At 65.0% G+C, this 21,095-nt stretch carries 16 protein-coding genes and 1 pseudogene; 15 read left to right on the plus strand and 2 right to left on the minus strand.

Translation table 11 applies throughout. The features are described from left to right. The first annotated feature begins 6 nt into the window (after positions 1–6). From AABB87_RS12125 to AABB87_RS12145, 5 genes are all read left to right on the plus strand, one after another. A complete protein-coding gene (locus AABB87_RS12125) occupies positions 7–954 on the plus strand; it encodes a LysR substrate-binding domain-containing protein (protein WP_341971483.1) in 948 nt (315 codons plus the stop codon). A gap of 136 nt (positions 955–1,090) precedes the next feature. Further along, a complete protein-coding gene (locus tag AABB87_RS12130) occupies positions 1,091–1,987 on the plus strand; it encodes an amino acid ABC transporter substrate-binding protein (RefSeq protein ID WP_341971484.1) in 897 nt (298 codons plus the stop codon). 183 nt (positions 1,988–2,170) lie between these two features. Further along, entirely contained in the window at positions 2,171–2,914 is a 744-nt protein-coding gene (locus AABB87_RS12135) for an amino acid ABC transporter permease (protein WP_341971485.1), read from the plus strand. A gap of 76 nt (positions 2,915–2,990) precedes the next feature. Continuing rightward, complete coding sequence (locus AABB87_RS12140) at positions 2,991–3,656, plus strand: amino acid ABC transporter permease (RefSeq protein ID WP_341971486.1); 666 nt, start codon at positions 2,991–2,993, stop codon at positions 3,654–3,656. A gap of 171 nt (positions 3,657–3,827) precedes the next feature. Further along, a complete protein-coding gene (locus AABB87_RS12145) occupies positions 3,828–4,562 on the plus strand; it encodes an amino acid ABC transporter ATP-binding protein (protein ID WP_341971487.1) in 735 nt (244 codons plus the stop codon). A 460-nt stretch (positions 4,563–5,022) separates the two neighbouring features. Here AABB87_RS12145 and AABB87_RS12150 read toward each other — a convergent pair whose 3' ends face one another. Further along, positions 5,023–5,340, minus strand: coding sequence for a hypothetical protein (locus AABB87_RS12150; protein ID WP_341971488.1), 318 nt, complete (start codon positions 5,338–5,340; stop codon positions 5,023–5,025). 173 nt (positions 5,341–5,513) lie between these two features. Here AABB87_RS12150 and AABB87_RS12155 point away from each other — a divergent pair, with 173 nt between their 5' ends. The 7 genes from AABB87_RS12155 to AABB87_RS12185 all read left to right on the plus strand — a co-directional run bounded on the left by AABB87_RS12155 (position 5,514) and on the right by AABB87_RS12185 (position 15,858). After that, the gene (locus AABB87_RS12155; protein ID WP_341971489.1) at positions 5,514–8,093 is read left to right on the plus strand and encodes an ImpA family metalloprotease; all 2,580 of its coding nucleotides are present in this window, start codon (positions 5,514–5,516) and stop codon (positions 8,091–8,093) included. A gap of 71 nt (positions 8,094–8,164) precedes the next feature. Next, positions 8,165–9,196, plus strand: a complete 1,032-nt coding sequence (gene pyrC / locus AABB87_RS12160) for a dihydroorotase (RefSeq protein ID WP_341971490.1) — start codon at positions 8,165–8,167, stop codon at positions 9,194–9,196. Positions 9,197–9,292: 96 nt separating this feature from the next. Next, the gene (locus AABB87_RS12165) at positions 9,293–10,942 is read left to right on the plus strand and encodes an AraC family transcriptional regulator (protein ID WP_341971491.1); all 1,650 of its coding nucleotides are present in this window, start codon (positions 9,293–9,295) and stop codon (positions 10,940–10,942) included. Next, the gene (locus tag AABB87_RS12170; protein WP_341971492.1) at positions 10,935–12,653 is read left to right on the plus strand and encodes an AraC family transcriptional regulator ligand-binding domain-containing protein; all 1,719 of its coding nucleotides are present in this window, start codon (positions 10,935–10,937) and stop codon (positions 12,651–12,653) included. The genes AABB87_RS12165 and AABB87_RS12170 overlap by 8 nt, the downstream gene beginning before the upstream one ends. Then, a complete protein-coding gene (locus AABB87_RS12175) occupies positions 12,653–13,372 on the plus strand; it encodes a DUF3025 domain-containing protein (RefSeq protein ID WP_341971493.1) in 720 nt (239 codons plus the stop codon). Before AABB87_RS12170 ends, AABB87_RS12175 begins: the two co-directional genes overlap by 1 nt. Before the next feature lie 120 nt (positions 13,373–13,492). Beyond that, positions 13,493–14,836, plus strand: coding sequence for a S1 family peptidase (locus tag AABB87_RS12180; RefSeq protein ID WP_341971494.1), 1,344 nt, complete (start codon positions 13,493–13,495; stop codon positions 14,834–14,836). Next, positions 14,803–15,858 (plus strand): FHA domain-containing protein, encoded by a 1,056-nt coding sequence (locus tag AABB87_RS12185; RefSeq protein ID WP_341971495.1) that lies wholly within the window; start codon positions 14,803–14,805, stop codon positions 15,856–15,858. The genes AABB87_RS12180 and AABB87_RS12185 overlap by 34 nt, the downstream gene beginning before the upstream one ends. 99 nt (positions 15,859–15,957) lie before the next feature. On the opposite strand, the gene cysK is transcribed toward AABB87_RS12185, so the two are convergent. Continuing rightward, the gene (cysK, locus tag AABB87_RS12190; RefSeq protein WP_341971496.1) at positions 15,958–16,887 is read right to left on the minus strand and encodes a cysteine synthase A; all 930 of its coding nucleotides are present in this window, start codon (positions 16,885–16,887) and stop codon (positions 15,958–15,960) included. A 150-nt stretch (positions 16,888–17,037) separates the two neighbouring features. On the opposite strand from cysK, the gene AABB87_RS12195 reads away from it, so the two are divergent. The 3 genes and pseudogenes from AABB87_RS12195 to AABB87_RS12205 all read left to right on the plus strand — a co-directional run. After that, on the plus strand, positions 17,038–17,535 hold the full coding sequence (locus AABB87_RS12195; RefSeq protein WP_197418112.1) for a hypothetical protein: 498 nt from the start codon (positions 17,038–17,040) through the stop codon (positions 17,533–17,535). 53 nt (positions 17,536–17,588) lie between these two features. Then, positions 17,589–19,253, plus strand: coding sequence for a hypothetical protein (locus AABB87_RS12200; RefSeq protein WP_341971497.1), 1,665 nt, complete (start codon positions 17,589–17,591; stop codon positions 19,251–19,253). An 85-nt stretch (positions 19,254–19,338) separates the two neighbouring features. Further along, positions 19,339–21,095, plus strand: a pseudogene (locus AABB87_RS12205) (hypothetical protein); the annotation flags it as partial.

Consider the following 21,095-nt stretch of genomic DNA (forward strand, 5'->3'; position numbering starts at 1 on the left):
CCCGGCGTGGAAACCAAATGGTTTGAAGATTTTGTGAGCTTGGCCGAGACGCGCAGCTTTTCGCGCTCGGCGCAGCTGAGGCATGTCACGCAGCCGGCCTTCTCGCGCCGCATTCAGGCGCTGGAAGCCTGGGCGGGCACTGACTTGGTGGATCGCTCCTCTTACCCGACCCGCTTGACCGGAGCGGGCGAGACCTTGCTGGCCCAGGCGGTGGAGATCCTCGGCAATCTGCAAGCCACGCGCAATATGATGCGCAGCCATCAGTCCTCCGACGTGGACATGATCGAGTTCGCCGTCCCGCACTCGCTGGCTTTTAGCTTTTTTCCGCATTGGTTGATGGGGCTGCGCCAGCGTTTTGGTGCGCTCAAGTGCCGGCTGAATGCGCTCAATGTGCATGACGCGATGCTGCAGCTGAGCGAAGGCAATTGCGACCTGCTGATCGTCTATCACCACGCCAGCCAGCCTTTGCAGCTGGACCCCGAGCGCTACGAGATGGCCTCCCTGGGGCAGGAAACCCTGGCGGCCTATGCCAAGGCCGATGCCAAGGGCCGGCCGATGTTTCAGCTGCCCCGCCAAACCAAGGGCAAGCTGGCCACCAGCAACGGCCACGCCGGCCCGAAGATCCCATTCCTCAGCTATGCCTCGGGTGCCTATTTGGGGCGCTTGGTGGAGCTGATCGCCAAGGGCTCTGCTGTGCCCTTGAACCTCGATGCCATTTACGAAACCGATATGGCCGAAGGCCTCAAGGCGATGGCTTTGGAGGGCCACGGCCTGACCTTCTTGCCGGCCAGCTCGGTACAGCAAGAATTGCGCAACGGCCGCCTGGTGCAGGCCTCGGCCGCGGGCGAATTTGAGCTGACGATGGAGTTGCGCATCTATCGCGAGCGCCCTGAGCTGTCCCGGCGTAACAAGGCCTCTGCACTGGCGCTGTGGCAATTCCTGACCGCGGCCTGATGGCGGCGTCGGGTCCAAATTCGTGTAATCACTTATTCGAACCTGCCCTTGGGCATGTTCTGCTTCGGGTTGTGCCGCTAACCACTAGCGCAACCTATCTTTGCGGTTCACCGCGACTTCAAACTCAGGAGTGTTCATGAACAAAAAATCTCTGCTCGTCCTTGCCCTGGCTGCCGCTGCAATCGGTGCCGCGCAAGCCGATACGCTGAAGAAGATCAAGGATAGCGGCACGGCCACGATGGGCGTGCGCGAGTCTTCCGGCGCGCTGTCGTACACCCTGGGTGATGGCAAGTACGTGGGCTACCACGTTGAGATCTGCCAGAAGGTCTTGGCCGATGTGCAAAAGCAATTGGGCCTGGCTAAGCTGGACGTGAAGTATCAGCCGGTCACCTCGCAGAACCGTATTCCTTTGGTGCAAAACGGCACCGTGGACATCGAGTGCGGCTCCACCACCAATAACGCCACCCGCCAGAAGGATGTTTCCTTCGCCGTGACCACCTTCGTGGAAGAAGTGCGCATGGTCGTGAAGGCCAATTCCGGCATCACCGCCGTGAACCAATTGGCTGGCCGCACGGTGGCTACCACCACCGGCACGACCTCGGTGCAGACCCTGCGCAAGCATGAGCGCGCGACTGGCGTGGACTTCAAGGAAGTCTTCGGCAAGGATCACGCCGACAGCTTCCTGCTGCTGGAATCCGGCCGCGCCGATGCCTTCGTGATGGACGGCTCGCTGCTGGCTGGCCTGGTGTCGCGTTCCAAGAACCCGGCCGACTACAAGATCGTTGGCGACGTGTTCTCGGTCGAACCCATCGGCATCATGTTCCGCAAGGACGACCCCGCCTTCAAGAAGGCCGTGGACGACAGCATCAAGGCCATGATCAAGTCTGGCGATGTGGCCAAGCTGTATGACAAGTGGTTGCTGCAGCCGATCCCGCCCTCGAACACCAAGGTGGGCCTGCCGATGAGCGATAACCTCAAGGCTGCGCTGGCTAATCCGAACGACAAGCCGGCCGAAGACTACGCCAAGAAGTAAGCGGATCGATCCAGCACTTTGTGCTTGTGAAGGCCGCTGCAACGCGGCCTTTGTTTTTTGAATGGGACTGACGAGAATCAGTTGCAGCAAGGCTGAATGCCAGGCACCGAGCGCCCGCGATGACCGGGTCTCGGATGCAAGCTGCGGCAGGTCTGCGTGAGTTTTGTGGATTGGAGGTAGGCCGTGGCGACATGGGATTGGCAGGTGTTCTGCAAGAACACCATCGACGGGGAGGTGATACCGAGTTGCTTTGGCAGCGGCGGTGACATCACCTATTTGAACTGGCTGATGTCGGCCTGGGGCTGGACGCTGAGCGTCTCGGCCCTGGCCCTGGTGGTGGCCTTGGCCGTCGGTTCCTTGATGGGCATCTTGCGCACCACGCCGAACAAGTGGCTGGTCTTCATTGGCGACGCCTGGACCGAGACCTTCCGCAACATCCCGCTGCTGGTGCAGATCTTCCTCTGGTACCACGTCTTGCCCGCGCTGATCCCGCCGCTGCGCCAGGTGCCCAGCTTCATCCTGGTGGTGCTGGCCCTGGGCTTCTTCACCTCGGCACGGATTGCCGAGCAGGTGCGCGCCGGCATTCAAAGCCTGCCCAAGGGCCAGCGCTATGCCGGCCTGGCCATGGGCCTGACCCTGCCGCAAACCTACCGCTATGTCTTGCTGCCGGTGGCGTTTCGCATCGTCATTCCGCCGCTGACCAGCGAGAGCATGAACATCATCAAGAACTCATCGGTGGCCTTTGCCGTGAGCATTGCCGAGCTGACCATGTATGCCTTGCAAGTGTCGGAAGAAACCTCCAAGGGTATCGAGATCTATCTGGCAGTGACCGGCCTGTATTTCATCTCCGCCTTCTTCGTCAATCGCCTGGCTTTGTTCATTGAACACCGCGTCCAAGTGCCTGGCATGTTGGGAGCCGGCAGATGATGAGCCCCTACGTCACTTCGTTCCTGCCCCCCAAGGGGGCGCAAGCCTCCCTCGGGGCGGCCCAGCGGGAAGCTTTATGAATCTCGATTTCGCATTCCTCGACTGGGGCGTCGTCTCCAGCTTCATCCTCAAGGGCCTGATCTTCAGCATTCAGCTGACCGTGATCGCAACTTTGGGCGGCATTGTGCTCGGCACCTTGCTGGCGCTGATGCGCTTGTCGGGCAAGAAGTGGCTGGTCTGGCCGGCTGCCTTCTACGTCAACACCTTGCGCTCCATTCCGCTGGTGATGGTGATTCTGTGGTTCTTCCTGCTGATCCCGCTGCTGGTGGGGCGGCCCATGGGCGCGGAGATGTCGGCCATGATCACCTTCACGGTGTTTGAGGCGGCTTACTTCTCCGAGATCATGCGCGCCGGTATTCAGTCGGTGCCGCGCGGCCAGGTCAGTGCCGGTTATGCCGTGGGCATGACCTATAGCCAGACCATGCAGACCGTGGTGCTGCCGCAGGCCTTCCGCAATATGTTGCCGGTGCTGATGGCGCAAACCATCATCTTGTTCCAGGACACCTCGCTGGTTTATGCCATTGGCGCTTACGACTTGCTCAAGGGCTTCGAGGTGGCCGGCAAGAACTTCAATCGCCCGGTGGAAACCTATCTGGTTGCGGCCGTTGTCTACTTCGTGATCTGTTTCAGCCTGTCGATGCTGGTGCGTCGCCTGCAGAAGAAGATCGCCATCATCAGATAAGCATGTTGCCCCCGGCCCAGCGAGTACGCTGATCCGCCCCCCTTGGGGGCGGCGATGTTTGGCGGATTGACCGCCAAACATCGCCAAGGCGGGCCGGCTTGGGGCGGCCCGGCGCTCGGCCCGAATGCCTTAGGTTTAGTGCTGCAATGCATCATTGAAGAAAGCAAAGTCATGATTCAAATCAAGAACATCTCCAAGTGGTACGGCCCCTTCCAGGTGCTGACCGATTGCTCCACCAAAATCGAAAAAGGTGAGGTGGTAGTGGTTTGCGGCCCCTCGGGCTCGGGCAAGTCCACGCTGATCAAGACAGTCAATGCGCTGGAGCCTTTTCAAAAGGGCGACATCGTGGTGGACGGCATCTCGCTGGCCGACCCCAAGACCAATTTGCCCCGCTTGCGCTCGCGCGTAGGCATGGTGTTTCAGCATTTCGAGCTGTTCCCGCACCTCAGCGTGACCGAGAACCTGACGCTGGCGCAGATCAAGGTGCTGGGCCGTACGCCGGAAGACGCCAAGGTGCGTGGCCTGAAGATGCTGGACCGTGTGGGCCTGTCGGCGCACAAGGACAAGTTTCCCGGTCAGCTCTCCGGTGGCCAGCAGCAGCGCGTGGCGATTGCCCGCGCACTCAGCATGGATCCGATCGTGATGTTGTTCGACGAGCCGACCTCAGCGCTCGACCCCGAAATGGTGGGCGAGGTGCTGGACGTGATGGTCAATTTGGCCCAAGAAGGCATGACCATGATGTGCGTGACGCACGAAATGGGCTTCGCCAAAAAGGTCAGCAGCCGCGTCATCTTCATGGACGCCGGCAAGATCATCGAGGACTGCAAGCGCGAAGAGTTCTTCGGCAATCCGGATGGCCGCTCGCCGCGCGCCAAGGACTTCCTCAACAAGATCCTGCAACACTGAACTCAGTCCCGGCCACCCTGCGCCGGGACCGATGTGTGGCTTGACGGTGCCGCCTGCTTGCGGCGCCTGTCGCGGTGACACAGGTCGCACTTGTAGCAATTTGTGTGCTTTGTAAGCAGGTGTTTCTGGTTTGGCGCCGCCGTGCGCCTGTCGAGCAAATAGGCGCGAATGTGAGCGCAAATGTTCGCTGAGTGAGCGCTCCGGCCATATCGGTCGCCGGAGTGGACTTTTAGACTTCCGCCTCCCCCCCCTATTTGAGGGGTCTGGCGTGCCGATGTTGAAGAAGGCGGTCAGGCCTTGTCGATTTGTTGACCTGACCGAGAACACTTTTTCATGCATTTGCTGCCTTCGCGTGCGCCTGTTCCCCTTGCCCCTCTTGCCCCCCTTTCCCTCGCGCTGACGCTGGCCCTGGGTCTGAGTTTGTCTGGCTGTGGCGGCAGCGCCGACCCCAACCCAGGTTTTACGGCTGCCCCCGAGCCAGCGCCGGCACCGGCTCCCGGGCCTGACACTTGGGTCGAAACACTTCCGCCCCAGCTTGAGCCCACGATACCCGCGCCAACACCGGCGCCCAACCCAGTAATTCCGGATGGTTCCGCTCCGGTGACGGGGCCGGCGCCTGCGCCCGCGCCTGGGACACCGACAAGCCCGGCGGAGCCGGATGCGCCCGCACCTGGGCCAGCGCCGGCACCCGCACCGGCACCGGCACCGGCGCCTGCACCAGCACCAGCACCAGCACCAGCACCAGCACCAGCACCGGCGCCTGCACCTGCACCTGCACCCGTACCGGCTCCCTCGCCTACACCTGCACCTGCGCCTGGTCCGGCACCAGCTCCGGCTCCCGCGCCTGCGCCTGCGCCCGCACCAGCTCCCGCGCCTGCGCCCGCACCAGCTCCCGCGCCTGCACCAGCACCAGCACCCGCACCCGCACCCATCGACCCGATCGAACGGGCTTTGGTCACCGGCGATGCCAACCCTTTGAATGCTGGCCATCAGGCCACCTTGTTGGATCGCGCGGTGGGCTTGGCTTCGATTTTGTCCAATAGCCAAATGCCCGCAGTGCGTGCCATCTTGGGGGACGACGCGGCCAGCCTGGTCTTGAATCACAGCACCAATAGCACCACCGTCAATGTCGCCAAGAGCAGTCTTGCTGCGCCCTTGCTGAGTGCGGATAGTGGCGCAGGCATGGCGGCAATCTCCATGATCGGCGCGGGCCGCGGCTTGGTCTATGGCGCCAATGTGTTGGCCTGGATGGCCGGTACCAGCGCTCAGCAGCAGCACTTTCCCATCTTCCGCCGTGCCATGAATTGGGTCATCACCGGCGATGCCAACGGGACTTTGCCCGCGCAAGTTCGCGTCGGTGTCGCGGCTTACGACGGCAATACGGTCAAGCAATACCTGACCCGGGTGGGCAGCACGGGCGTTGTATCCAGCTGCGCGGTGGCCGATCCGGCCAACACATGCTGGCGCCAGCTCGATCTGATCGTGTTTGGCAACGGCGTTGCCGACAACCCCGCACTCGGCAATCTGGTGCGTAGCTACCAAGAAGCCGGCAAGGCGGTGGTCTTTATGCAATCCAGCTGGAACGCCTCCAACGGCGCGCAGCGGGTTGTCTCCGGCATGGGCCTCAGCCTGGGCGGCTACCCAGGCAACTACTTTGCCGCAGCCGCGGCGGTGTCAATTGGCGCCACGCGAACCATTGCTGATTTGATAGCCAAGGCCGATCAGTTCGGGAGTTTGATCTCGACCCTGCGCATGCTGCCGCGCACCGATTTGAAGATCGACTTTGCGACCGACAGCACGGCGCTGCAACCCATCAACACCGTCAGCACCGCCTTGTCCAGCATCCAGGGTGCCGGCACCAATGTCTTTGCCGACCCGGATGCGATGCTGTTCCGCCACCTCGCCTTGTGGGCTGACCTGCAGCGCTTGAATGTGCGCTATGGCGCGCCGCTCTCGGCCAAGGGCAATTCAGGGGACTTTTTGCGGACCTATGCCTCTGACTCCTGGCTGGTCTTCAATCGCAGTGCGACCACGGTGCCGCCCAACGGCGCAGGTGATTACATGCCCCCGCAGGCGCGTGATATCGCGGTCAGCAATGATTGGGAAACGCTGACGGTGACCATTCCGCAGACCGGCGGCGTTACGCTGATCGGGCGTGCGTCCATCCCAGGTAAGCCGCTGCAAGTCGAAGTGCTGGATGCCAAGGGCGCCACCAGCCTGTCTTTGCAAACCAGTTACCTGCGCGTCTGGGGCAACCCCCTCACGGACGGCAGCTATGCCCGCCCGCGCCGCCCGAATTCTTTTGCCATTCCCTTGCGTGGCGTGACCAATTTCGTCTCGCCATTTGGCGGCCCTTTGATGTTGTCTTACGGTGGCGCAACACCTGCCACTGTGATCACTTTGCGTATCAAGGGTGCGGCGAAATATGCCCACTTTGACTTCACCAAGAACCCGAGCCAGGCAGAACTCGACGAGGCGGTGGCCGCGCTCAAGAAGGGCGACTTTGGTTGGCAGACGAATAAGTTTGTGGGTGGGGAAATCCAGCAAATCACCAAATATGCCAAGAGCGCCATCGGTAACGGCGACCCGCGCACTTATGTGGTGAACAACCTCAAGGAAGGCTTGTTCGATAGCAATCACTTCGCCAACGGCTATCGCAATATGCCCATTTCGGCCACGGCCACGACGCTGTGCGATGCCTTCGCTTGGGACTGCAGCGGCCCCATTCATAACGCGCCCGGCGTGCAGCACTTCATTGGCTGGATCGCCACCTGTGGCTTCCTGTGTTCCGGCAACCCATCGGATGGCTCCGCCGGCCTGGGCGTCGGCTGGGGCTGGGCGCACGAGTTGGGTCACAACACCGTGCAGCGCGTGATGCGCATGGTGCCTGGCGGTAAGGGCTGCTCGACCGAGTGCGACAACAACATCCTGGCCAGCGCCACCATGTTGCGTATCTACGAGACCATGGGCATCAATACCGGGCATAACCTGGATCACCCAGGCCTCTACGCCATGCTTTTGGCGGCGCGCGGTGCGGGTCTGACCGGTGAGGCCTTGCGTGCCAATATGCAGACGCAGCTGTGGGGCGGCAGCTCGCAAAACCCCATGCGTGCGGTGCACTTCCAACTGGCCTTCCTGTATGCCAAGGAACGCTATGGCCTGGCCCAACCCACCATGCTGACCACGCTGGAATTCTTCCAGCTGCTCACCAAGGCCGACCGCCTGGTGGCGCGCGCCTGGGATGCCAATAACCGTGGCAAGTACGCCATGGGCCGCTATGCCAACAACACCATCAAGAACGAAGACTTGTTCTATGTCTTGAGCTCCAAAATCATCGGCAAGGACGTGAGCAAGTACTTCGAGATGTACGGCTTGCCCTTGAGCCCTGAGGCCGTGGGCTCGGTGCAGGACTTGAAGTTGCCGGTGGCCTCGCGAGTCTTCTACGCCTTGCCAGCGGGCAAGCACAACATCTTGGCCACCGGACGCTGGGTGGACATCGAGGCCAGCGTGCCGGCCTACCCCAGCTTCTAAGGGCAGGCCAAAGCCTTTGTTGCGCCCGGCCTGATGGGCGGGTGCGCAGCGGCGGATGAGATAATTCAAGCATGAACGAGATCCGCATTACCCGCCCCGACGATTGGCATGTGCACCTGCGCGACGGCGCTGCTCTGGCCGCCGTCTTGCCCGCCACCGCACGTCAATTCGCGCGCGCCATCGTCATGCCGAATCTGCGCCCGCCGATCACCACGGCCGCGCTGGCACAGGCTTACCGCGAGCGCATTCTGGCGGCGCTGCCGGAAGGTGCGAACTTCACGCCCTTGATGACCATGTACCTCACCGACAACACGCCGGTGGAGGAAATCCGCCGGGCGCGTGATGCTGGCGTGGTGGCCTTGAAGCTGTATCCGGCCGGTGCCACCACCAATAGCGATGCGGGCGTGAGCGATATCCGCAAGACCTACCGCACGCTGGAGGCCATGCAGCGCGAGGGCTTGCTCTTGCTGGTGCACGGCGAGGTGACCGACCCGGAGGTGGATGTGTTCGACCGCGAGGCCGTCTTCATCGACCGCGTCATGCGCCCCCTGCGCAAGGACTTCCCGGAACTGAAGGTGGTGTTCGAGCACATCACCACGCTGGAAGCCGCGCAATACGTGGCCGAGAGCGACCGCTTCACCGCGGCCACGCTGACGCCCCAGCATTTGCTCTACAACCGCAACGCCATCTTCACCGGTGGCCTGCGCCCGCATTACTACTGCCTGCCGGTGCTCAAGCGCGAGCAACATCGCTTGGCGCTGATTCAAGCCGCTACCTCGGGCAGCAACAAATTCTTCCTCGGTACCGACAGCGCGCCGCATGCCTCGGTGCTGAAAGAGAACTCGGTCTGTGGTGCCGGTTGCTACACCGCCATGTCGGCCTTGGAGCTGTATGCCGAGGCCTTCGAAGCCATGGGCGCGCTGGACAAGCTCGAAGGCTTTGCCAGCTTCCATGGCCCTGATTTCTACGGCCTGCCGCGCAACACCGACACCGTGCTGCTGCGCCAAGAGAAGTGGTCCCTGCCCGAGTCCGTGCCTTTTGGCGAGGCGCTGATCAAGCCCTTGCGCGGCGGCGAATCTCTGGGCTGGAAGTTCATCGGCTGACGCGCAGTGCCTGGCTTGCAGGTGCGCGGCAAGCGGGCACCGGTTAGCGAGCCAGGTGCGAGTTGGGGGCGAGCGGGTGGAGGTGCTGAACAGATCATGAAAGGTTTGGATCTGTTCTTTTTGCAGCCGCTCTATCAGCAACTGGCCGATCGGCCGGACTTGCTGCGCAGCCTGGAGCGTGACTGCGGCCTGCGGGTCGTGATCCAGCAAGGCCTTGGCCTGATGCCTACCTCGGCCATGCTGCGCCTGCTGGAGCGCCTGCACGCTGAGGGCGACCCACACCGGGGTGCTTTGCTGGCGATGCAGGCCGATGCCAGCGTGGCCAGCGGCGTGCTGTACTACCTGCGCAGCCATGCGCTGCTGGGGGAAGCCATGACCGAGCTGCTGCGCCTGCGCGCGCGCATCTTGCCCGATGGCCATATGCAGATGGAGGTGCATTCCCATCATGTCGCCATTCATATGCGGCCTTCTTACCAAACCCAGAAGCTGGGACGCCAGTTGCGCTACGAGGCCGGGCTGGTGTGGTTGCACCATGTGTTCACGCAGTGCGCCGGGGGCGAGTTGGCGGCCTTGTCGGTCGATCTGATGAGCCCGCCATCGTCCCAGCCCGGCGTGCTTGATTCCCTTTTGGGCTGCCCGATTCAGTGGGGCAGTGAGGCCTGCGTCATTCGCTACCCGCGCTCGGTGCTGACGCTGCCCCTGCCGGGTTACAGCCCGGGCGTTTTGAACGCCTTGCGGCCGCAGGTCGACAGCCTCTTGCCCGGCCCTTCGGCAGCGCAAGAGCGGCCCAGCGAAAAAGTCTCGGCCTGGTTGGCCGCACAGCCCCAGTTGAACCAGGTGACGCTGGAGCAGGCCGCGCAAGCGATGGCCTGCGGCGCCAGCACCTTGCGGCGCCAGCTGATGAATGAGGGCCAAGGCTTCAATGTCCTCTTGCAAGCGCAGCGGCGTGCGCGTGCCTTTGCCGCTGTGGCCTTTGGCGAGCAGCCTTTGAGCCAGGTGGCGGTGGCGCTGGGCTATTCGGACCGTGCGGGCTTGGAGCGTGCATTTCAGAACTGGTTCGCACTGCGGCCGGCCTTGCTGCGCGCGGAGTTGACGTCATTGCTGGCGCCACGCGGCTTGGCGGCGAGCACAGCCTTGCGGCAAAGCGTTTTTGAAGCCCTGGCCTCGCCCGGCAGTGGCGCGCAGGGCCGCGCCGACACCGTGTCGAGCACGCAGCGCCGCAGCTGGATGCGCGTGGCACTGGTGCAGGCGATCTTGCAGGCCATTGAAGCTCCGCTCGAAGCGTCGCATGAGTCCATGTGCTCGGCCCTCAGCTTGGGCTGCTTGTGGTTGCAGAGCTTGGCCGACGAGGTGCAGCCTGCCCCCCAAGTGGACTGTGCCGATGCCTTGCAAGCCGCGCGCCTTTTGCTGGCGGCCTGGCAGTGGCCGCCCGACTGCTTGCAGCGCTTGCAGCGCCTGCAGGAGGATGTGCAAGCTGGCCGCGCCGAGCCTTGGGCCGATGCCTTGGTTTGGGCGGATGAACTGCTGAGTGAGGACTCGACAAGCGCTACGCCTGCTCAACTCAGTCCAGCGGCGCAACGCTGCTTGCAGGCTCTGCGTCAGGCCGATCACGCCTGGACCGAGGCATCGGCCTGGCTTGCTCATTGCGAGGCCTTGCGCCAGCAGCCCTTGCATTTGATCGAACGGGTTTGTCCGGTGCTGCGTTTGTTCGACGCCCGCCAGGTGGAGGCATCTCTGCATGCATGAGCATCCCCGCATCCGGGTTGAGCTGCGGCATTTGCAGCCGCTCTACGAGATCCTGGCGCACCGGCCCGACTTGCTGGCCGAGCTGGAGGCGCGCGGCATGTTGCTGCGCGTGCCCGCCAACGATTTGCGCAGCCTGCCGCTGGAGGCGCGGCAGGACATGGCGCTCTTCCTGCATGCCCAGGGCGAGCCTCACTACGGCGCCCAGTTAGCGGCGCGGGTGGACCTCAGCGCGGGCGAAGGCTTGCTTTACTTTGCCCGCAGCAGCGAGACCCTGCACGAGATGCTGGCCGAGCTGATTCACCACCAATCGGTCTGGTTGCCGGGGGCGACCTTGCAAGTTAGCGAAGAGGGGCAGACGCTGCGCATCACCCTGACGCCGCTGATGAGTGCGCCGCCATTGGGCTTGTTGACTTATTGGGAGGGCACGCTGACCTGGCTGCGCCGAGCCATCAATTTCTGCCTGGGCCAAACGCCCACGGTGCTGGACGCCTGGGTCATGACGCCGCCCAGCGCGCAAGCCCATGTTCTGGATCAGTTGCTGGGCTGTGCGGTGCAGTTTGGTGCCGACTGTTTTGGCCTGCGCTTGCCACTTGAATGGTTGAGTAAGCCTTTGCCCGGCAGCCACGCCGCCGTGCGGCAGCGCACGGCCAGATGCTTCGATGTGCTGGGGCGGCGGCAGCTGGATCACGAACCGGTGTGGCGCCGTGTGCTCGATGTCATCGAGGCGGCGACGCAGCCAGGCGATTTCGGCCTCGAGACGGTGGCCGCTAAGTTGCAACTCACGCCTAGCACCCTGCGCCGCCATCTGGCGCAAGAGGGCTGCAGCTTCAGTGCCTTGCTGGAGGCGCATCGGCGCCAGCGCGCTTTTGAATTGATGGTGCTGCAAGACTGCCCGGTGGAGCTGGCCGCGCAGCAATTGGGCTACTCCGGCCGGGTGGCGCTGGGCCGGGCCTTTCGGGGCTGGTTCGCCGGACCACCCGCCCGCTTGCGCCGCCACCTGCAAGCGCTGCAGGCCTTGGAGGCAGCGGAGGACTGGGCCTCGCCCCTGCGCCTGCCGGCTTTTGATCTGCCCGCGGCGGGTGCTAGCTTTCACCCCCTGGGTACGCAGCTGCGCGCCGACCCGGTCTTGTGGGCTCATGCGCTCGGGCTGGCGGCACAGGCACGTTTTGGCGCTCAGTCTTTGCAGCCCGATGACGACGCTTTGTTGCAGCAGCTGGGCACCAGTCGCTTGATGGATGCCATCCAGGCCCGGGCTTGGATGCTGGGGCGCCAGCCCGTGGCTGTGCCTTTGCAAGCGCGTTGGCAGCAGTTGCTGGCGCTGGCCCAGGGCCAGCATGATCAGGCGCCGGTGCCCCTCGCCGCCTTCGCGCTGCTGGCTTGGGCTGAACTGGGCGCCTTGCTCTTGCAGCGGGTGATCGGTAGCTCGTATCTCGACTTCAGAAGCGCCTGGGCGCAGCGCCCTCCGGCAGAGCAATGGGCCGAGGAACGCCGGCGTTATGGTCTGGATCGCCGCGATGCCAGCTATTTGCTGCTGGCCGCCTGGGGCCTGCCAACGGCGGTGCTGGAGTGGTTGGCCAGCCTGAGTGAGGCGGATCAGGATGCGGCGCAGCCTAGCGATCAAACGTCCCAGGCCGCTGAGTTCAAGCGCCTGGCCGAGCTGTTGGCCAGGCCGCCGGTGGCGCTAAGCGCGATCAGCGGGGCGCAGGACTGATGCCCCCTTGGCAGATCGACTGGCAGCAGCCCTGGTATGCGCCCTTGCGCACCCTCGGCGAGCCGTTGCTTGCGCAGATCAGGCAAGGCGCCTCGGTGGCACAGGCTTTGAACTCGGCCCTGCAGGCCCAGCCCATCCATCTGCCCGCTGGCGACTTGCGCTTTGTGGCGCAGACCGAGCTGCCCGCCGGCATGGGCTTTGAGGCCTTTGTGCACAGCCAAGCCGCCGTGCCCACGCGCGACAACTGGCACGACTTCTTCCATGGCCTGATCTGGCTGCAGCAGCCGCAGCTCAAAGCACGCTTCAATGCATGGCATTTGGAGGCCTTGGCGGCAGACGAAGCCGGCCCCGGGAGACGCGGGCCGATGCGCGATGCCCTGACCCTGTTTGACGAGAACGGCCTGATCCTGCAAGCCCCGGCGCCCCTGGCCGAGGCTTTGCGCGAGCGGGACTGGACGGCGCTGGGCGGCAGCCTGCGCCCGCTGTGGCGCCAGGCGCGCTGGCAAGTGGTGGGCCATGCCTTGCTGGAAAAGCTGCTGCAGCCGCGCAAGCCCATTTGTGCACATGTGCTTTTGGATGCCAGCGTGCTGGAAGACCCGCTGCGCCTGCGCCAAAAGCCCTTCTTTGCCTTGCCGGTGCTGGGCATTCCGGGCTGGTGCGCGGCCAACGAGAACCTGGATTTCTACCGCGATCCGGGGGTGTTTCGCCCCTTGCGCTAGCATCCAGGCCACATGCCTCACCGGGAGTTGGTCTTGCACATGCCGTTTTGTTTGCTGGCGCGAGGGTCAGGTCTTGCCGGGCGCGGGCTGTTGCGTCGCGGGCTGAGCCTTCTGACATTGATGCTGACACTGATGTTGTCAGTGCAGGCGCAAGCGCAGCCCAAGTCTGGCGCCTTGCCTGAGTCTGTTCCTGCAGCCGCTGAGCCTGCGGCCAGCGCGCCGGTGTCCGCCAGTGCGCGGCGCCTGTACGAGGGCGCGCGCAGCCAGTTGCTGCAAATCCGCACCCTGCTCAAGAGTCAGGACAGCCAGGCCTCGGTGGGTTCGGGCTTTGTCGTCAGCGAGCAGGGCCATGTGATCACCAACTATCACGTCATCAGCCAGTTCGCTCTGGAGCCCGAACGCTATCGCCTGCGGTATGCGGGCACCGACGGCAGCGGCGGGAAGCTGGAGCTGCTGGACATCGATGTGCGCCGCGACCTGGCACTGCTGCGCGTCAAGGACTTTGCGCCTCGCGGCGCCGCGCTGCGCTTTCGCCCGCAGGAGCAGCCGCTGTCCAAGGGCGACCGCATCTACTCCATGGGCAATCCGCACGATGTGGCTTTTGCCGTGGTCGAAGGCAATTACAACGGCCTGGTGGAACGCAGCTTCGATGCGCTGATTTACTACTCCGGCAGCATCAACTCGGGCATGAGCGGCGGGCCGGTGCTGGACGAGGCCGGGCGGGTGGTGGGCGTCAATGTTTCGGCCATGTTCTTCGCCCAGCAAATGAGCTTTCTGGTGCCGGGCGAGTATGCCCAGGCCTTGCTGATGCGCAGCCGCGATGCCAAGCCGCTGACGCAGCCCGCCTGGGGCCGGCTGCGCGAGCAGTTGCTGGCCTACCAGGAGGAGCTGAGCGCTCGCTTCATCGCCCAACCCTGGCAGGCGCAAGCGCCGAGTAGCCCGGAGCGCTACCGCCTGCCGGTGCCGCAAGAGTTGTTCATGCGCTGTTGGGGGCGCGGCACACAGGCGGATGCCAAAGGCCTGGAGTTCCAGCGCTCGCAATGCCGCATGGAGCATGCGCTCTTCATCAATGGCAGCCTGCAGACCGGCTTTCTGTCCATGAGCCATGAGGCTTACGACGGTGCCAAGCTCGGCCCCTGGCGCTTCGCCAAACAGTATTCGGCCAGCTTCCGCAATGAGCGCCTGGGCCGCGACGACAAAGACCGCACCGCGCCGTTTTGCAAAGAGGAGTTCATTGACCGCGAGGGCCTGCCGCTGCGTGCCGTGGTCTGCCTGCGGGCCTATCGCAAGCTGGCCGGCCTGCATGATTTGAGCGTGCTGGTGACCACGGTGGACGCGCCCACCGAAGGTGCGCTGGGCCGCTTCAACGCCGCCGGCGTGAGCTTTGACAACGCGCTGAAGCTCAGCGCCCACTATCTGGAGGGCTTCGCATGGACGCCGAAGAACAGCCGAGCCAAGCCATGACGACGCATCACATCGGCGTGCTGGAGCTGCTGGGCCGCGAGGGTCAGGTCTTGCGGGCGCAGCGCGTCTTGCAGTGGCCCGTGCGCATCGGCCGCTCGCCCGCTTGCGAGCTGGTGCTCGACGATGCCCATCTGGCCGCCGAGCATGCCCAGCTGGACTGGACCGAGGCCGGCCCGCAATTGCGCATGCTGCCCAGCCTGAATGGCGGCTGGCAGGGTGAGCGGCGCCTGCTTGCCGGTGATGTGACTGACTTAGGCCCGACAAGCCAGTTCCAGCTCGGCGCCAGCCAATTGCGCTGGCGCGGCCTGGACGCCGCGCTGCCGCCCGAGCAGCCGCTGGAAACCCATTTGCATCGCCTGCAAGGCCAGCATCTGCATTTGCGCCCGGGCCTGGCCCCGGTGCTGGGCTTGCTGCTGCTGTGGTTGGCCATGCTGGCGGGTCAGCAGTGGACGCAGCTCAATCCGGGTTCGCGTTGGATGGACTACAGCGGCGCCGTGCTGCTGCCCCTGGCAGGCTTGCTGAGCTGGGTGGGTTTTTGCGCGCTGGTGACTCAGCTGTTCCGGCGCAGCTTCCCCTTCGCCGCGCATCTGCGCATTGCCTTGCGCTTGCTGATTCTGCGCATGCTGCTGCTGGGCTTGGTCTTGCCCGCGCTGGCCTATGCCTTGTCCTGGCCACGCCTGATGGTGCTGGACGATTTGATTGACGCTTTTGGCCTGGCGCTGCTGCTGGGCTGGCATGCCAGCCTGATCTGGCCGCGTCCGCGGGTGCAGCGCCGCATCGCTGTGGCGCTGGTCGGCCTGGCTTGCTTGGGCCTGGGCCTGGACATGGCGCGCCGCCAGGAGCAGCAGTACTGGCTGGGCCCGGCCTATTTGAGCGCCTTGCCGCCGCCCGCCCTGCGCCTGGTGGAGCCCAAGCCGGTGACTGAGTTGCTGGATGCCTTGCGGCCCCTGGAGGCCGAACTGGCCCGCCAGGCGGCGAAAGACAATGATCAGGTCGGCGCCAGCGTGGAGTTGGAAGACTAGCGCCGGCCATCGGGCCAGCAGGGCAGGGGTGCGAAATGACCCTGACGCAAAGCCCAAGCGGCGTGAGCCGCCGCTTGGCTTAATCAATCAATCAATCAATCAAGCCGGCAGGAAGCCTTCGATCGACAGATAGCGCTCGCCGGTGTCGTAGTTGAAACCCAGCACGCGCGCATTCGGGCCCAGCTCGGGCAGCTTCTGCGCGATGGCGGCCAGGGTGGCGCCGCTGGAGATGCCCACCAGCAGGCCTTCCTCACGCGCGCAGCGGCGGGCGTATTCGCGGGCCGGTTCGGCATCGACCTGGATCACGCCGTCGAGCAGATTGGTGTGCAGGTTTGCCGGAATAAAGCCTGCGCCAATGCCCTGGATCGGGTGCGGGCTCGGCGCGCCGCCGCTGATCACGGGCGAGGCGCTGGGCTCCACCGCAAATACCTGCAGCTGGGGCCAGGCTTGCTTGAGCACTTGTGCGCAGCCGCTGATGTGGCCGCCGGTGCCCACGCCGGTAATTAGCACGTCCAGGCCTTCGGGGAAGTCATTGAGGATTTCTTGCGCCGTTGTACGCACATGCACGGCGACGTTGGCCGGGTTCTCGAACTGCTGCGGAATCCAGGCGCCGGGGTGCTGGGCTTGCAGCTCTTGGGCGCGGGCGATGGCGCCCTTCATGCCTTTTTCGCGCGGCGTCAGGTCGAAGCTGGCGCCGTAGGCCAGCATCAGGCGGCGGCGCTCGACCGACATGCTGTCGGGCATCACCAGAATCAGCTTGTAGCCCTTGACGGCGGCCACCATGGCCAGGCCCACGCCGGTGTTGCCGGAGGTCGGCTCGATGATGGTGCCGCCGGGTTGCAGCAGGCCACGTGCCTCGGCGTCTTCCACCATGGCCAGGGCAATGCGGTCCTTGATCGAGCCGCCCGGGTTGCCGCGCTCGGACTTAATCCAGACCTGCTGCTGCGCCCCCGCCACGCCATTGAACAGGCGCTGCATGCGGATGTGCGGGGTGTTGCCGATGGTGGCGAGGACGTTATTGGCTTTCATGGCGATGGGCTCCGGTGGAAGTTGGTCAGATGGTGTTTGGGCAAGATGGTAGCGGCACTGCAGTCAAGATGCAGATGTAGGGCAATCCAGGCGGGCGGCCTCCTAGAATCGCCTGCTAGTTAATGGCTTAAGCGCTCGGGGCAAAACAAGATGAATATGACGGATGGCTTTGAAAACTGCGTGTGCAAGCTCTTGGAGGCCGAGGGCTATTGGGTGCGGCGGGGCGTGCGTGTCAACCTGACACAGGACGAAAAGCGCGCCATCGGCAAGACCTCGGCGCCGCGCCCCATCGTTGACCTGGTGGCCCTGCATTTCGGCCGCAATGAATTGCTGGCGCTGGAAGCCAAGAGCTATGCCGACACGCCCGGCGTGAAGCTGGCGCAAATGCAAGAAGAGCACGAGGTGCCGGCAGGCCGATTCAAGCTCTTCACCTCGGAGCGCTACCGCACGGTGGTGCTGGAGCGGCTGAAGCAGGATTTGATCGAGGGCGGCATGGCTAACGCGCAAAGCACGCTGACGCTGGGCCTGCTGGCCGGCAAGGTCAACCAAGGCCAAAGCCAGGCCATTCGTGACTTGATGGCCGCGCGCGGCTGGCTGTTTTGGTCGCCCGACGATGTGAAGGCCAAAATGGCCGCGCTGCAGGACTGAGGCGCGGCCCAGCGATTCCTCAATCACTGCGCCATCACACTAAGTTCCTAGGCATGCACGCTCTGGGCCGCCCGCACAGTTGGATTGCCGCCCTTGGCTTGGCGCGCCGCCCGGCTGAGCCGGCGCGCATGCAGCAATGCCTGCTGCTGGCCGGCTTGCTGCACCTGTGGCTGGTGCTGCTGGTGGGCAATACCACCGGCGGCACGGCGCGCCCGGGTGACGGCGTGTGGGGCCGGCTCAATATCACCTTGCAAGGGCCGGTGAACGGCAGCCCTGATGGCGACCCCGCGGCGCTGCCTCGCAATAACGGGCCACGCGGCAGCGCGCCGCAAGAGCGCTTTGGCGGCGCGGTGCGCGAGCTGGCGCAGACGCCCGCTGCCACGACGCCACCTGGCGCGGCGCAGCTCGGGCCCTGGGCGCCCCAGGCATTGCCGCCGGTCAGTGCTGACGCAAGGCCGGCGGCGCCGCCTGAACCGCCCAACCCGGTATCACCGCCCGTACCCCGGGCGCCGGTGGCATCGGTGACGCCTGCGGCAGCGCTGGAACCCGCTCCTCTTGCATCGCCTGCTCCACCTGCAGCAGCCGAAGTCAGTGTCAAAGCCTTGCCCGAGCCAGTGTCAGAACCCGCGCCCAGCACGGCCAAGCTGCAGGCGCCCGCCAACACCGTTCAACGTCTGTCGGCCACAGCCTTGACTGCCACCAAGTCCGTAGTCCTCACACCGGCCCCTGCCGAGCTGCAGGCGCCAGTGCTCGCGCCGCTCAGCCCTGCGCCGACCTTGAAGCAGTTTGACGCGGCAACTGCCAGCCCTGCGCTCGAGCGGGTGCGGCCGGACGCTGCCTTGCTCAAGGCCAGGCCGACCAGCCCGACGATCCCGAGCAATGCGCTTGTCCCAGCGGCAACGGGGCAGGCCGCTCAGGCGCTATCTGCCTTGCCACAGCTGCCGCCCCTGCAGCATCAGTTGCCCAAGTTCGAGCCAAAGCCTGTGCCTAGCCCGCAGCCCATGCCGGTGCAGGTCCCGGTGCAAGCGCTGCCCGCGCCCGCGATCAGCCCTTTGCTTCCCGCTCCTCCGCTCACGACACCATCGCCGGCCACCACGGCCCCAGTCGCGCCAAGCCCGGCGGCCGCAGACCGGCCCGTGGCAGCAGCAGTTCCCGCGCCCGGTGCCGATGCCGTGAAGCCCAGCACGTCGCAGCCGCTCAAGGCCGAGCCGGCACCGGCCGCTGAGCCAGCCGGGCCAAACTCGATCAGCCCTAGCGCCAGCGTCACCACCACCCCGGCGACACCGCGCCTGGGCTCGCCCAGCAGCGCCAGCCTTTCGGCCAAAGATGGCAAGCCGGCCACGAGTCAGGCGCCATCGTCGTCTTCGCCGCAGCAGCCCTCCAGTGGCTCGGTCGGTTTAACCGGTGCGCCGGATGCCGGCAGCCAGCTCGGCCGCGACCTGGCCACGCCGCCATCGGCCGCCAGCGAGTTGCCGCAAGCGCCGGCGCGCTTGAATTTGTCTTTGCCTACCCGGCCGCGCGGCGGCGAGCTGTCGGGCCGCGGTTCGCGTGGCGCGCTGGACTTGTTGCCCACCCCGCCTGAGCAAAAGTCCAAGCTGGCCCAGGACTTGGAAAAGGCCGGCAAGCAAGACTGTCGCCAGGCCTACGGCGGGGCGGGTCTGCTGGCCGTCGTGCCGCTGGCGCTGGACGCCGTGCGCGACAAGGGCTGCCGTTGGTAGACGCCTTGTTTCGCGCCGAACCCAAGGCTTGATGGGGCGGGATTTGCGGGATTCCCTGCACCCCACAGCGCCGCACAATAGCGCCATGCCAGCCCGCGACCCGGATCAGGACAAGAACAGCGCCCCCTTCGACCCCAACCGGGTGATGCAGGACTTCGCCCAACTTCTGCGTGACCGCGAAAAGCCGGTGGATTTGTCCATCTCGCAAGAGACCCTGCGCGCCAATGTGGATGCCCTGAACGGGCGCACTGTGGACAAGGCCCGCAGCAGCGGCAATGGCAGCAAGTCCAGCGTGGGCGCCGCGCCGTGCGCCTCAGGCCCGGCCCGCCCTTCGAAGCCGCGCTGGAATATGGACGATGTCGAGGACGTGGAGGACATCAGCGGCCGCACGCAGCCGCATCGACTGGCGCTGGGCACCGATCTGCCGACGCCGCCCGATGTCGTCGCGACGTGCAGGGCGGCTGAACTGCGCGCCGAAGCTGCGGCCGCTGAGCAAGCGGCAAGTGCGGCGGCGGCCCGGGCTGCGGTGCTGGTGAAACAGGCCGAGGAGGCAGAAGCGGCAGCAGCGGCCGAACAAGCCCGCCAGGCGCAGGCCCAAGCGGCTGAACACGCTGCGCGCCAGGCTCGAATCGAAGCCCAAGCCCAAGCCCAAGCTGCCGCGCGCGCCGCGCTTGCGCGCCAAGCCGAGCGCCATGCCCAGCTTCAGCAGCTGTTGCGCGAGTGTGCGCAAGTGCAAATGCAAGCCTTCGAGCAGGCGCGGTTTGCCGACGTGGCGGAGCAAGCGGCGCTGCAGGCCCAAGTTGAGGCCTGCAACAACAGCCTGCAAGCCCAGGTGCTGGCGCGTGCCGTGGATGAATGGGCCAGGCGGCAGCGCCAACAACAGGCTGCCGAGGATTTGCAGGCCTTGCTGGACGCGCAGTTGGCAGCGAGCCTGCAGGCCGCCAAGCAGGCGCAGCAGGTGATAGCCGCAACTCAGGCCCAATGCCAGGCTGAGGCCAGCGCCTTGGCGGCCCAGCTGCAGGCGGAGGTCTTGGCGCTGGCCCGCCAGCATCAGCAAGAACAGTTGGCACAGCGCAAACGCTCAGAGCAGTTGGCGGACTTCTTCCGGCAGTTGCTGAGCCAGGCTCAAGCCTTCGCCCAGCAGTTGGAGGCCAAGGAGCTACCCGCCCAGGCCAAGCAGCTGGCCGATCAATTGCTACTGCTGCAAGGGCAAGCCCGCGCCTTGGCCGAGCAATGCCTGGCACGCTTGCTGGCCGAGCATGCCGCCAGTCTGGCTCTCGCGGCCCTCGCGGCCCTCGCGGCTCGCAAGCAGCGGCTGCAGCAATTGATTGCCACGGCCCAAAGTGAATGCGCCCAATCCCTGACTTTGCAGCAGCGCGAGGCCGACCATGCCCAGGCCACCTTGCAGGCACAGGTGCTGGCGCTGACGGCCGCTTTGCAAAACCAGGTTTGCCAAGACGCTCTGCATTGGCGCGCCGAGCAATTGGCGCGTGCGCGAGCACAGGAACAGGCTGAGGCTGAGGCGACCGCCAAGGCCGCGCAAGCCAAAGCCGCAAAGCAAGCCGCACTGTCGCTACGGCAACGCGAACGTGCCCAGGCGCGCGATGAAGCGAAGGCCCGCAAAGACGCGGAGCGCAAGGCCAAACTGGCGGCTGCAGCAGCGGCAGCCGAATCTGCCGCTGCTGCTGCCGCCGCTGAATCTGCCGCTGAAGCCCGTGCGGCCGAACAAGCACGGTTGCAGGTGCAGCTGGCGGCTGAACGCGCTGCGGCTGAACGCGCTGCGGCTGAACGCGCTGCGGCTGAACGCGCTGCGGCTGAACGCGCTGCGGCTGAACGCGCTGC

The organism is Roseateles sp. PN1, from assembly GCF_038419725.1.
Taxonomy (GTDB): Bacteria; Pseudomonadota; Gammaproteobacteria; order Burkholderiales; family Burkholderiaceae_C; genus Paucibacter_A.

Coding starts and splice junctions, on each gene's coding strand:
- AABB87_RS12170 (WP_341971492.1), top strand. CDS start 10,935: ATGCATGAGCATCCCCGCATCCGGGTTGAGCTGCGGCATTTGCAGCCG.
- AABB87_RS12180 (WP_341971494.1), top strand. CDS start 13,493: ATGCTGACACTGATGTTGTCAGTGCAGGCGCAAGCGCAGCCCAAGTCT.
- AABB87_RS12200 (WP_341971497.1), top strand. CDS start 17,589: ATGCACGCTCTGGGCCGCCCGCACAGTTGGATTGCCGCCCTTGGCTTG.
- AABB87_RS12130 (WP_341971484.1), top strand. CDS start 1,091: ATGAACAAAAAATCTCTGCTCGTCCTTGCCCTGGCTGCCGCTGCAATC.
- pyrC (WP_341971490.1), top strand. CDS start 8,165: ATGAACGAGATCCGCATTACCCGCCCCGACGATTGGCATGTGCACCTG.
- cysK (WP_341971496.1), bottom strand. CDS start 16,887: ATGAAAGCCAATAACGTCCTCGCCACCATCGGCAACACCCCGCACATC.
- AABB87_RS12185 (WP_341971495.1), top strand. CDS start 14,803: ATGGACGCCGAAGAACAGCCGAGCCAAGCCATGACGACGCATCACATC.
- AABB87_RS12165 (WP_341971491.1), top strand. CDS start 9,293: ATGAAAGGTTTGGATCTGTTCTTTTTGCAGCCGCTCTATCAGCAACTG.
- AABB87_RS12175 (WP_341971493.1), top strand. CDS start 12,653: ATGCCCCCTTGGCAGATCGACTGGCAGCAGCCCTGGTATGCGCCCTTG.
- AABB87_RS12195 (WP_197418112.1), top strand. CDS start 17,038: ATGAATATGACGGATGGCTTTGAAAACTGCGTGTGCAAGCTCTTGGAG.
- AABB87_RS12140 (WP_341971486.1), top strand. CDS start 2,991: ATGAATCTCGATTTCGCATTCCTCGACTGGGGCGTCGTCTCCAGCTTC.
- AABB87_RS12145 (WP_341971487.1), top strand. CDS start 3,828: ATGATTCAAATCAAGAACATCTCCAAGTGGTACGGCCCCTTCCAGGTG.